Origin of the sequence: Pseudomonas sp. SIMBA_041 (assembly GCF_046535095.1) — a bacterium.
Lineage (GTDB): Bacteria > Pseudomonadota > Gammaproteobacteria > Pseudomonadales > Pseudomonadaceae > Aquipseudomonas > Aquipseudomonas mucoides.
The window spans coordinates 1-12,884 of sequence record NZ_JAWRXJ010000010.1; the positions used below are offsets into that span (position 1 = coordinate 1).

Consider the following 12,884-nt stretch of genomic DNA (forward strand, 5'->3'; position numbering starts at 1 on the left):
GTGAGAGTAGGTCATCGTCAAGATTAAATTCCGAAACCCCTATCTGCGTATGCAGGTAGGGGTTTTGTTTTGCCCGCAGGAAAGTTCGTACAGCATTACCGGACAGCTCCCGGCTGTCACAGTCTCCCGACAATGCTAAGGTTCGGCCCTAGCGTTTGTATTTTCCCAAGGAAGCCTTTATGCCGGACGCCACGTCCCTCAATGCTGCTTTTATGGTGGTTCAAAGCAACAGTCTGAATGAACTGCGCAGCCTGGTGATCAGCGTAATGCGGCGTTATCCGCTGGCTCCCCTGGAAAATGAAATCGCCTTGGTGCAGAGCAATGGCATCGCGCAGTGGCTCAAGCTGGCCCTTGCCGAAGATCCGGAAGAGGATGACATGGGCGGCTGCGGTATTGCCGCCGCCATCGACGTGCAGTTACCCGGTAGCTTCATGTGGCAGCTTTATCGCATGGTCCTTGGACGGGATGAAATCCCGGTCAAATCGTTGCTCGATAAAGCGCCCCTGACCTGGCGTTTGATGCGTCTGCTCCCGCAACTGATCAACCAGCCGCACTTTGAGCCACTGCAGCGCTTCCTGACCCATGACACCGATTTGCGTAAGCGCTACCAGTTAGCTGAGCGACTCGCCGACTTGTTCGACCAATACCAGGTCTACCGCGCCGACTGGCTCGAAGACTGGGCAGAAGGTCGTCACCAATTGCGCAACGGCAGAGGCGAAGCCAAGCCACTGGCCCCGGCCAACTGCTGGCAGGCCGAATTATGGCGAGCGCTGTTGCTGGATGTGGGTGAGGAAGGCATGGCGCAAAGCCGTGCCGGCGTTCATCAGCGGTTTATCGAACGCATCAACAGCCTCGACGTCGCCCCCAGCGGATTGCCTGCACGGGTGATCGTTTTCGGGATTTCTTCGCTGCCTGCTCAAGCACTCGAAGCACTCGCCGGACTGGCTCGTTTCAGTCAGGTTTTGCTGTGTGTGCATAACCCGTGTCGTTACCATTGGGCCGACATCGTCGCCGATAAAGACCTGCTCCGGCATCAATACAAGCGTCAGTCTCGCAAGAGTGGCATGCCCGTTGTGCTCGACCCGCAAACCCTCCACCAGCATGCTCATCCGCTGCTGGCTGCCTGGGGAAAGCAGGGTCGGGACTACATCAATCTTCTCGACAGCTATGACGATCCCAACAGCTATAGCGCTGCATTTCGTGACGGTCGCATCGACCTGTTCAGCGATAATCAGCCAAAGAACATGCTCAATCAATTGCAGGACGACATTCTCGAATTACGCCCACTGAGCGAAACACGGGAGTGCTGGCCCGCCGTCGATCTTGAGCAGGACGAGTCGATCCGTTTTCACATCGCTCACAGTGCCCAGCGTGAAGTAGAGATCCTTCATGATCAGCTCCTGGCACGCTTCAGCGCTGATCCCGATCTAAGGCCTCGCGACATCATTGTGATGGTCCCGGACATCGACAGTTACGCACCGCATATTCGCGCCGTATTCGGTCAGCTTGAACGTCAGGACCCTCGTTTCATTCCTTTCACGCTCGCGGATCAGGGCCAGCGTGGTCGCGATCCCCTGCTGATCGCGGTCGAACACCTGCTCAAACTTCCCGACAGCCGCTTCCCCGTCAGCGAGATCCTCGACCTGCTGGACGTTCCAGCATTACGAGCCCGCTTCGGCGTCGAGGAGCGTGACCTGCCAACGCTGCACCGGTGGATCGAAGGTGCGGGCATCCGCTGGGGCATGAATGCCGAGCAGCGTGCAGGTCTGGGGTTGCCTGAAGCACTGGAGCAAAACAGTTGGCGATTCGGCCTGCGCCGGATGCTGCTGGGTTATGCCGTGGGCAGTGCCCTTGCGTGCGAAGGCATCGAGCCTTACGACGAAATTGGTGGTCTGGAGGCCGCGCTGATCGGGCCTTTGGTGGCCCTGCTGGATGCGTTGGAAATCGCCCACCAGGAATTGACTCAACCGGCACCGCCCAAAGAGTGGGGCGTGCGCTTGCAAGCATTGGTGCAGCTGTTCTTCCTGGCCAGCAATGAGCACGATGACTACTTGCTCGCCCAGCTCGAAGAGTTGCGCGAAACCTGGCTCGACACCTGTGAGTCCGTAGGTTTACAGGACGATTTGCCGCTGACCGTGGTTCGGGAAGCATGGCTGGCCGGACTGGATCAGGGGCGCCTGTCCCAGCGCTTTCTGGCCGGTGCCGTCAATTTCTGCACCTTGATGCCGATGCGGGCGATCCCGTTTAAACGCGTCTGTCTGCTGGGCATGAACGATGGCGACTACCCTCGTGCGCAACCGCCACTGGATTTCGATCTCATGGGCAGTGACTACCGCCCAGGCGATCGCTCCCGTCGTGAAGATGACCGTTATCTTCTGTTGGAAGCGCTGTTGTCGGCACGAGATCAGCTCTACATCAGCTGGGTGGGCCGAAGCATCCGGGATAACAGCGAACGTCCGGCCTCCGTGCTGATTGGCCAACTGCGAGACCATCTCGCCAGTGGCTGGCGATTGCAGGATGAGGACAAGGACCTGCTGGAGGCCATGACTCAAGAGCACCCATTACAGCCCTTCAGCGCACGTTACTTCCATGAGGGTGACGCACTGTTCAGCTACGCCAATGAGTGGCAGGTACTTCATCAAATCACCCATCAGGTGGCAGAAGGCGAAGTACTTGAAGCTTACGTACAAGAGGAGCCACTAAGTCTCGGTCAACTGCAGGACTTCCTGCGCAATCCCGTGCGACATTTTTTCAGCCAGCGGCTCAAGGTGTTCTTCGAAGCGGCTGAAGTGCCCTTGGCCGATGAAGAACCCTTTGTCCTCGATGCGCTGCAACGCTACAACCTCAGTGACAGTTTGCTTGCAGCGGCTATGGGACGCATTGATCACGCCGATCAGGCACTGGATGACCAGGCCAAACGCCTGCAAAACAGTGGGCTGCTGCCCATGGCCGGATTCGGCGAATGCCTCCAGCGTGAATTGATCGAACCGCTTCCGGATCTGCTGCAGCGTTATCAACAGCTCCTGGCGCTATGGCCGACGCCGCTGACCAGCGCTTTGCCTGTGAACCTCGAGTTGGAAGGCCTGCGCCTCGAAGGTTGGCTCAGTGGTTTGCACCAGCGTGCAGACGGTGGCTTGCTGTCGGTCACCACCATCCCCAACAGCATTGGCTCAATCAAAAACCGCAAATGGCACCGATTGACGCGGCCCTGGGTCAATCATCTGGTGGCCTGCGCCAGCGGCATACCGATGACCACCGCACTGGTGGCCAGCGACGATAGCCTGCTGCTGGAGCCGCTGGAGAAGGGTGTCGCACTGAAAACGCTCGGACACCTTCTGGAGGCCTGGCAGGCGGGCATGCGTCAACCCCTGCCGGTTGCAGTCAAAACGGCCTTCGCCTGGCTTGGTCAGACCGATCCGCTGAAGGCCGAAGCCGCTGCCCGCAAAGCCTATGAAGGCGATGGCCAGACCACTGACGGAGAGCGCCGCGAAAGCCCCGCACTCACCCGACAATTTGCTGACTACGACGCGCTGCTCGCCGACGAAACGTTCCCCGACTGGTGCAACGCCTTGTACAAACCGATGCTTGAAGCCCCGTGGCGATCACTGACCAGCGAGGGGGCTCGTTCATGACCACAAAAATACCACTGGCGCTGGCCTTCCCCCTGCGCGGCAGCCAACTGATCGAAGCCAGCGCCGGGACCGGCAAGACCTTCACTATTTCCGCACTTTATCTGCGCCTTGTCCTGGGGCACGGCAGTGACGCGAGTGGTTTCGGGCGTGAACTGTTGCCGCCGCAAATCCTCGTTGTGACCTTCACCGATGCCGCCACCAAAGAGCTGCGTGAACGTATCCGTACACGCTTGGCGGAGGCCGCGCGATTCTTCCGTGATGAGACCCCGGCACCGGATGGCCTCATTGCCGAACTGCGTGATCAGTACCTGCCCGAACAATGGTCGGGCTGCGCTAACCGCCTGGACATCGCCGCGCAATGGATGGATGAGGCGGCCGTCTCGACTATCCACAGTTGGTGTCAGCGCATGCTGCGCGAACACGCCTTCGATAGCGGCAGCCTGTTTACCCAGACCCTGGAAACCGATCACAGCGATTTGCTGGGCGAAGTCCTGCGCGATTACTGGCGGCTGTTTTGTTACCCGATGCAAGGCGATGCACTCAATTGGGTCCGCAGCAATTGGGGCGGTCCGGCGGCGTTGTTGCCGCGCGTGCGCGGTTTGTTTGCCAGTGAACGCGACAGTGTCGAAGGAAAAGAGCCGGCCGAACTGATCAGCGAATGTTTGCAGGAACGACGAAGCGCGTTGCTCGAACTCAAGATGCCTTGGCGCCAATGGGCGGACGAGCTGCTGGTGATTTGTCACCAGGGGGTTGCGAGCAAGAGCGTCGACGGTCGAAAAATGCAGGCACGCTACTTCGAGCCCTGGTTCGAAAAAATCAAAGCCTGGGCCGAAGATGAAGCGCTTGAACAACTGGACATTGGCACCGGCTTCACTCGTCTGACGCCGGACGGCATGGCCGAAGCCTGGAAAGGCGAAGTACCCCGTCATCCTGGATTGGACGCAATGCCCGGCCTCAAGGCCAGCCTCGACGGTCTGCCAACCCCCGACGCGGCCGTTCTGCAACACGCAGCCCACTGGGTGGGCGCGCGGTTCGAAGAAGAAAAGCGTCGCCGCGCGGAGATGGGCTTCGACGACATGCTGCTGCGCCTGGATGCCGCTTTACAGTCCGAAGGCGGCGAGCGTCTGGCGACCCTGATTCGGGAGCAGTTCCCGGTCGCGTTGATCGACGAATTCCAGGACACCGACCCGGTGCAATACCGGATCTTCGAAAGCATCTATCGCATCGAAGACAACAATCCCGAGTGCGGCCTGTTCCTGATCGGCGACCCGAAGCAGGCGATCTACGCGTTCCGAGGTGCCGACATATACACCTACCTGCGTGCCCGTCAGGCCACGACCGGCCGACTGCATACGCTGGGCACCAACTTCCGCTCCAGCCACGGCATGGTCAATGCGGTTAACCATGTGTTCGAACGCGCCGAGTCTCGTGAGTCGGGGCGCGGCGCGTTTCTGTTTCGGGAAAAAAATGGCGACAACCCGGTGCCGTTTCTGCCCGTGGAGTCCCAAGGACGTAAAGAGGTTCTGCGCGTAGCGGGCCAAGTGGTTCCGTCCCTGAATATCTGGCATTTGTCCGCAGAACAACCCCTGTCCGGCGCGGTGTACCGGCAACAATTGGCCGCCGCCTGCGCCAGTGAAATCACAGCATTGCTTAATGGAGGGCAACAACGTCAGGCGGGTTTCGTCGAGGACGGAAAGGCTTTCAGAGGCCTGCTGCCAGCCGATATCGCGATCCTTGTCCGCGATGGTAAAGAAGCTCAAGCGGTGCGCGGCGAACTCTCGGCCCGAGGTGTGCGCAGCGTCTATCTGTCGGACAAGGATTCGGTGTTCGCCGCACAGGAAGCTCACGACGTGCTGACCTGGCTCAAAGCCTGTGCCGAGCCCGATGTCGAGCGTCCACTGCGGGCGGCGTTGGCCTGCATCACGCTTAATCTGTCGCTGGGTGAACTGGAGCGATTGAATCAGGACGAACTTGCCTGGGAAGCACGGGTCATGCAATTCCGTGGGTATCGCGAGCTCTGGCGCAAGCAGGGCGTGCTGCCGATGCTGCGACGTTTGCTGCATGACTTCCAGCTCCCGCAGGCATTAATCGCACGCAGCGACGGCGAGCGAGTTCTGACTAACCTGCTGCACCTGTCCGAATTGCTGCAGCAGGCAGCGGCCGAACTCGATGGCGAGCAGGCACTGATCCGTCACTTGTCCGAGCATCTGGCGTTGTCAGGCCAGGCGGGCGAAGAACAGATTCTGCGCCTGGAAAGCGATGAACAACTGGTCAAAGTCGTGACCATTCACAAGTCCAAGGGCCTTGAATATCCCTTGGTGTTCCTGCCCTTCATCTGTTCGGCGAAACCAGTGGATGGCAGTCGTTTGCCGCTGCATTACCACGACGAAAACGGTAAGGCTCAGGTGAGTTTGAAGCCGACTGCCGAGTTGATTGCCCTGGCCGACGATGAGCGTCTGGCCGAGGATCTGCGCTTGCTGTATGTCGCCCTGACTCGTGCGCAACATGCGTGCTGGCTCGGCGTGACGGATCTCAAGCGCGGCAATAACAACAGTTCGGTGCTGCACTTGTCGGCGTTGGGTTACCTGTTGGGCGGTGGTTTGCTATTGGCCGACTCGGCAGGCCTGAAGCGCTGGCTGGAGGACTTGCAGCAGGACTGCCCGGCGCTGACTTACGCTGAAATGCCGCCAGCCACCGCCGAGCTTTACCATCCACCGCAAAACCAGGCGAGTTTGCTTGCGCTGCGCATCCCGAAACGCAAGGCCAGTGAAAACTGGTGGATCGCTTCGTACAGCGCCTTGCGCATTGGCGACAGTATGAGCGTGGGCAGTGACGAAGCCCCGGAGAGCCCGCAAGCGCAAAAGCTCTTCGACGACGAACGCCTCGACCCGCAAGCACCACGAGAAGTGGCGGCCGGTGGCGGTGATATCCATCGATTCCCCCGAGGTCCCAATCCCGGCACCTTTCTTCATGGTTTGCTGGAGTGGGCCGGCGACGAAGGTTTTGCCGCCACTCCACAAGCGATCGAAGACGCGATCGCCCGGCGCTGCAACCGCCGTGGTTGGGAAGGCTGGATCATCACTCTGAGCGATTGGCTGCAACATTTGCTCAAATCCCCGCTGCACATTGGCGGTGGGCAGGCCCCAGTGATTTTCGAGCAACTGACTCAGTACCGGGTCGAGATGGAGTTCTGGTTCGCCAGCCATAAAGTCGACGTGCTGAAACTGGATGAGCTGGTGCGTCAGCACACCCACAACGGCGTTGCCCGAGTGGCGGCCGAACCGGTCTTGCTCAATGGCATGTTCAAGGGTTTTATCGACCTCACCTTCGAGCATGAGGGGCGTTATTACGTCGCCGATTACAAATCCAACTGGCTAGGCGTTGACGACGCGGCTTACACCGAACAGGCCATGGAACAGTCGATTCTCGATAACCGCTACGACCTGCAATATGTGCTGTACCTGTTGGCCTTGCACCGACAGCTCAAGGCGCGGCTGGTCGACTACGATTACGACCGGCATGTCGGTGGGGCGCTGTACCTGTTCTTGCGGGGTACGCGTGCCGCCTCCCAAGGTGTGTATTTCGCTCGTCCACCCAAAGCACTCATCGAGCGACTGGACCGAATGTTTCAGGGCAAGCCAGAACCCAAGGCCGAACCCGCATGGGAACAGGGAGTACTGCTATGAGCCGCACCTTCGCCGATTTGTTGCCCACACCTTTGGCAGCGGAAAGCCTGGCGGATCTCGAGCCATTGAGCCGTGCCGATGACCTGCTGCTGTTACTGACGCGCTGGGTTGAGCGAGGCTGGTTGCGCGCTCTGGACAAGGCCTTCGTCGCCTTCCTCCACGAACTCGCGCCCGGCGATGATCCGTTGGTGCTGCTCGCGGCCGCGTTGACCAGTCACCAGCTGGGCCACGGCCATGTGTGTCTGGACCTGTTCGAGACCCTGAAAGAACCGGATTTCGCCCTGTCGCTGCCCCCTGAAGGTGATGTGCACAGCGGCGCGATGTTATTGCCGTCGCAATTGCTTGAAGCACTGGACGGTGCCCATTGGTGCAAGGTGCTGGCCTCGAGCAGTCTGGTGGCGCTGGCCGCAGACGGGCGTGAAGCGTCGCAATCGCGGCCCTTGGTTTTATCCGGAAAGCGCCTGTACCTGCGCCGCTACTGGGCGTACGAGCGACGCATCGACGATGCCCTGCGCCTGCGGTTGGCAGAACACGAATCGACGCCGGATGATTTATTCCAACGCCTGACCGGTTTGTTCGGTTCCGCCAAAACCGGTGAGGTGATCGACTGGCAAAAACTCGCCTGTGCCTTGGCGACCCGCAGTGCCTTCAGCATCGTCACCGGCGGCCCGGGCACCGGCAAAACCACCACCGTCGTGCGCTTGCTGGCATTGCTCCAGGCGCCCGCAGTGGAAGCTGGCAAACCGCTGCGTATCCGACTGGCCGCACCCACCGGCAAAGCGGCGGCCCGGCTCACGGAGTCGATCAGCCAACAAGTCCGGACCCTGCAAGTCGCCGAATCAGTTCGCGGCCAGATCCCGTCGGACGTCACCACCGTTCACCGCTTGCTGGGCAGTCGACCCGGTACGCGACATTTCCGTCATCACGCTGGTAACCGCTTGCCGCTGGATGTGTTGGTGGTCGACGAAGCGTCGATGATCGACCTGGAAATGATGGCCAATCTGCTGGATGCAATGCCGGCTCACGCTCGATTGGTGTTGTTGGGGGACAAGGATCAACTGGCCTCGGTAGAGGCCGGCGCTGTATTGGGCGACCTGTGCCGGGATGCCGAGGCGGGTTGGTACAACCCGCAGACTCGCCAGTGGCTGGAAGCGGTCAGTGGTGAAAACCTGGAGAACAGTGGTTTGCAGGCCGACACCCAAGGCACTCGTCCGCTGGCCCAACAAGTGGTGATGCTGCGCCACTCGCGGCGGTTCGGCGAGGGCAGCGGCATTGGTCAACTGGCGCGTTGGGTCAATCAGCAACAACCCGAACACGCCCGCCAACTGTTGGCCGCACGAAGTCATGACGACGTGTTTTCCCTGCCGCTCAAGGGGGAACAGGACCGGGCTTTGGAGCGTCTGTTGCTTGAAGGCCATGGCGAAGGACCGCAAGGTTATCGTCACTATTTAAGTCTTCTGCGCAATCAGCGGCCAGCGCTCGACAGCCCGCTCGACGATCCTCGCTGGACCGAATGGGCGCGTCAGGTGTTGCAAGCCTTCGACGCTTTCCAGTTGTTGTGCGCCGTGCGCAAGGGCCCCTGGGGCGTGGAAGGGTTGAACCAGCGAGTGACCGCCGCGTTGCTCAAGGCCCGATTGATCGACAGCGATCAGCAGTGGTACGAAGGGCGGCCGGTGTTGATGACCCGCAACGACTATGGCCTGGGGTTGATGAACGGTGACATCGGCATTGCGCTTAAGCTGCCGGAGCGTGATGGGCCCGAAGCAGGCAAGCAGGTGCTGCGCGTGGCGTTTCCGCGTAATGATGGTCAGGGCGGCGTGCGGTTTGTGCTGCCGAGCCGGCTCAATGATGTCGAAACTGTCTACGCCATGACCGTGCACAAATCCCAAGGCTCGGAATTTGCCCATACGGCCCTGATTCTGCCGGACGCCCTGAACCCTGTGCTCACCAAGGAACTGATCTACACCGGGATCACCCGGGCCAAGCATTGGTTCACCTTGATCGAACCTCGCACCGGTGTATTTGAAGAGGCTGTTCGGCGCAAGGTCAAGCGCTTGAGCGGGTTGATGTTGGAGCTGGAAGAAGGGGTTACACCGAGCGATTGAGGCGCGAGTTTCCGGCGCCAAAAAACCGTTCAAAGCGCCGCAGTACGCGGCCTCGCGGGTGTTTCATCGCTATGCTATCGTGCGATATTATTTCGCTACGATCGAAGAGAATCACTGCATGAAGGTGGCTGCCTGGACGACAGGACGCGTCATTGGCGGCAAGCAAGTGTTGCTCGCTGGCCTGCTCTGCTGGCTGTCCGGCAGCGTTTTTGCGCAGTCGCAAACGCCGTCGAGCATGGCTGACCAGCGTGCCCAATCGGTCACTCAAGTGGTGCTCGGCATTCTCAGTTATGCCCGCTGGCCCGTTGAGCCTGCGCAACTGCGTTTGTGCGTGGTCGGCCCCACTGAATACACCGACGATCTGCTCAAAGGCAGCACTCAGGCCACTGGCCGGCCTGTCACCGTGCGGCGCCTGCTGGCCGACAACCCGTCGATTGTCGGTGAGTGCGATGCGGTGTACATCGGCAAACTGACCGGTGATGAACGCAGTCGGCTGTTCGCCTCGTTGACGGGACGCCCGGTGCTGAGCATCAGTGAAAGCGACGATCAATGCACCGTCGGCAGCCTGTTCTGCCTGCGGGTCGGCGATGAGCAGGTGTCCTTCGAGGTCAACCTCGATTCCGTCGCCCGCAGTGGCGTGCGCATTCACCCCAGTGTGTTGCAGTTGTCCCGCCGCAAGCCGGCGGCCACATGAGCCTGTTCAAGCCCGGTACTCGCCCGACCTTGCGCTCAGTCATCGGTCGTGGGCATCTGATCGTCGCGCTGGTTGCCGTGGCCATGGCCAGTGTGTCGCTGACCCTGCTGGGCGTTCTCGCGTTGCGGGTCTACGCCGACCACAACCTGCACCTGATTGCTCGCTCGATCAATTACACCGTTGAAGCAGCGGTGGTGTTCAACGACAAAGCCGCCGCCACCGAAGCGCTGGCGATGATCGCGTCCACCGAGGAAGTCGCCGACGCTCAGGTGCTGGACGCCAAAGGGCAGTTACTGGCGCGCTGGCAGCGTTCGGAAAGCGGATTGTTCTCCGATCTCGAATTGCAGATCGCCAAGACCTTTCTGGAAAAACCCATCGACCTGCCGATTGTTCATCAGGGCCGGGAGATCGGCAGCATCCACCTCACCGGACACGGCGGCAGTCTGATGCGCTTTCTGCTCAGTGGTCTGGTCGGCATTATCCTGTGTACGGCAATCAGTGCCTGGGTCGCACTGTATCTGGCGCGGCGCCAACTTCGCGGGATCACCGGCCCGCTGCGAAGCCTCGCCGCTGTGGCTCACGCCGCTCGCAGCGAGCGTGCATTCGACCGTCGCGTGCCGCCCGCCGACATCGCTGAACTGGACAATCTGGGCAACGACTTCAATGCCTTGCTCGATGAACTCGAATCCTGGCAGACCCACCTGCAAAGCGAGAACGAAACCCTGGCGCACCAGGCCAGCCATGACAGCCTCACCGGTTTGCCGAACCGGGCCTTTTTCGAAGGCCGGTTGATTCGCGCATTGCGCAATGCCAACAAGCTCAACGAACGCGTGGCTGTGCTGTTTCTCGACAGCGACCGCTTCAAGGAAATCAACGACAACTTCGGTCACGCGGCCGGTGATGCGGTGCTCGTGGCGGTCGCGACCCGCGTTCGGGCACAACTTCGCGAAGAGGACCTGGTGGCGCGTCTGGGCGGTGACGAGTTTGCCGTGCTGCTGTCACCGCTGCACAAAACCGAGGACGCCGAGCGGATTGCCGACAAGATCCTCGCCAGCATGGAAGCGCCGATCCCGTTGCCGGGCGGTAACCCTGTGTTGACCTCTCTCAGTATCGGCATCGCGGTGTACCCCGATCATGGCGTCACACCAGGCACTTTGCTCCACGCCGCCGACGCTGCCATGTACCAAGCCAAGCGCGTCTCTCGTGGCGCGCAGCGCACGGCAGGATCGGAACATCCTGTCACCCATGCTCAAACCAGGAGCTGATTGTTTTGTTTTCTATGACCCCGCGTTCCCTGCGATTTTTCGCGATCACCCTGTTCATGGCCTTGCTGGCATTGACCGGGTGCCAGACAGCACCGCAAAAGGGCCTGACCCCGGCGCAGATCACCGTGCTTAAACAGCAAGGTTTCGAACTGACCGATGAAGGCTGGGCCTTTGGCCTGTCCGGCAAAGTCCTGTTTGGCAGTGACGACGACAGCCTGAATCCGGCCAGTACCGAAATCGTCGAACGCATCGGCCAATCATTGCTCGGTGTAGGCATCGAGCGTGTGCGGGTCGATGGCCACACCGATGCCTCCGGCAAAGAGGCTTACAACCAACAACTGTCCCTGCGCCGTGCGAAAAGTGTCAGCAAAGTGCTGACCACCGTCGGCATGCAAGAACAGAACATCCAGTTGCGCGGTTTAGGCAGCAGCGAGCCGGTGGCGTCCAACACCACGGCAACGGGTCGTACCGAGAACCGCCGGGTGTCGATCGTCGTGAGCGCCGATTAATCGGCGAACAGCATCTCGCGCGTTTCACCCATCAACAGAGCCTGATTCTGCTCTGTGACCGAGCGGATGTAATCCCACAACAGGGTAATCCGCTTGAGCTTCCTCAAGTCCTCGCGGCAGTACATCCAGAACTGCCGCGTAATGTTGATCTCTTGCGGCAACACCGGCAGCAACCGTGGATCCTGAGCCGCCAGGAAGCACGGCAGAATCGCCAGCGACCGCCCTTGCTGCGCCGCCACGAACTGGGCGATCACGCTGGTGCTGCGCAAATTGGCACTGGCGCCGGGCAATACGTTCGCCAGGTACAACAGCTCTGAGCTGAACGCCAGATCGTCGACATAACTGATGAATGAATGCTTGCTCAGGTCAGCCGGGCGGCGGATCGGTGGGTGTTTGTCCAGATAGTCCTGGGTCGCGTACAGCTGCAAGCGGTAATCGCAGAGTTTGCAGCACACGTACGGCCCGTGTTCCGGGCGCTCAAGGGCGATGACGATGTCGGCTTCGCGCTTGGACAGGCTGATGAAGTGCGGCAGCGGCAGGATGTCGACGGAGATGGCCGGGTAGGCGTCGACGAAGTGGCTCAGTTGCGGTGTGATGAAAAAGCTGCCGAAGCCTTCGGTGCAGCCCATGCGCACGTGGCCGGACAATGCCACCCCGGACCCCGACACCTGCTCGCAGGCCATGTGCAATGTGCTTTCAATCGACTCGGCATAACCGAGCAATCGCTGACCCTCAGCGGTCAGGACAAAGCCGCTGGTCCGGGATTTCTCGAACAACAAAGTCCCCAATGCCGCTTCCAGCGAACTGATGCGCCGCGACACGGTGGTGTAGTCCACCGCCAGGCGCTTGGCCGCGGTGCTGGCCTTGCGGGTGCGGGCGACTTCGAGGAAAAACTTGAGGTCATCCCAGTTCAGCGAGCCTAACGACGTGATGTTTTTTTGCATGATGGACCGGCTTTTATGTGCGTTCTTATTAGAAGTTTGCACATCTATA

7 protein-coding genes are annotated in these 12,884 nt (G+C 60.3%); 6 read left to right on the top strand and 1 reads right to left on the bottom strand.

Annotated features, from left to right (window positions below; all coding sequences use genetic code 11):
- The first annotated feature begins 179 nt into the window (after positions 1-179).
- The 6 genes from recC to SB725_RS22835 all read left to right on the top strand — a co-directional run bounded on the left by recC (position 180) and on the right by SB725_RS22835 (position 11,891).
- Entirely contained in the window at positions 180-3,632 is a 3,453-nt protein-coding gene (gene recC, locus SB725_RS22810; protein ID WP_027924382.1) for an exodeoxyribonuclease V subunit gamma, read from the top strand.
- Complete coding sequence (recB, locus tag SB725_RS22815) at positions 3,629-7,318, top strand: exodeoxyribonuclease V subunit beta (protein WP_410922604.1); 3,690 nt, start codon at positions 3,629-3,631, stop codon at positions 7,316-7,318. Before recC ends, recB begins: the two co-directional genes overlap by 4 nt.
- Positions 7,315-9,423 carry an exodeoxyribonuclease V subunit alpha gene (gene recD / locus SB725_RS22820; RefSeq protein ID WP_410922605.1) on the top strand — a complete coding sequence of 703 codons (2,109 nt, stop codon included), beginning with the start codon at positions 7,315-7,317 and terminating at the stop codon, positions 9,421-9,423. Before recB ends, recD begins: the two co-directional genes overlap by 4 nt.
- A gap of 118 nt (positions 9,424-9,541) precedes the next feature.
- Positions 9,542-10,117 (top strand): YfiR family protein, encoded by a 576-nt coding sequence (locus SB725_RS22825; RefSeq protein WP_027924385.1) that lies wholly within the window; start codon positions 9,542-9,544, stop codon positions 10,115-10,117.
- The gene (locus SB725_RS22830; protein ID WP_410922606.1) at positions 10,114-11,382 is read left to right on the top strand and encodes a diguanylate cyclase domain-containing protein; all 1,269 of its coding nucleotides are present in this window, start codon (positions 10,114-10,116) and stop codon (positions 11,380-11,382) included. The genes SB725_RS22825 and SB725_RS22830 overlap by 4 nt, the downstream gene beginning before the upstream one ends.
- Positions 11,383-11,387: 5 nt before the next feature.
- On the top strand, positions 11,388-11,891 hold the full coding sequence (locus tag SB725_RS22835; RefSeq protein WP_027924387.1) for an OmpA family protein: 504 nt from the start codon (positions 11,388-11,390) through the stop codon (positions 11,889-11,891).
- On the opposite strand, the gene SB725_RS22840 is transcribed toward SB725_RS22835, so the two are convergent.
- A complete protein-coding gene (locus tag SB725_RS22840) occupies positions 11,888-12,835 on the bottom strand; it encodes a LysR family transcriptional regulator (protein ID WP_027924388.1) in 948 nt (315 codons plus the stop codon). The two genes, SB725_RS22835 and SB725_RS22840, sit on opposite strands and share 4 nt — an antisense overlap.
- Positions 12,836-12,884 lie beyond the last annotated feature (49 nt).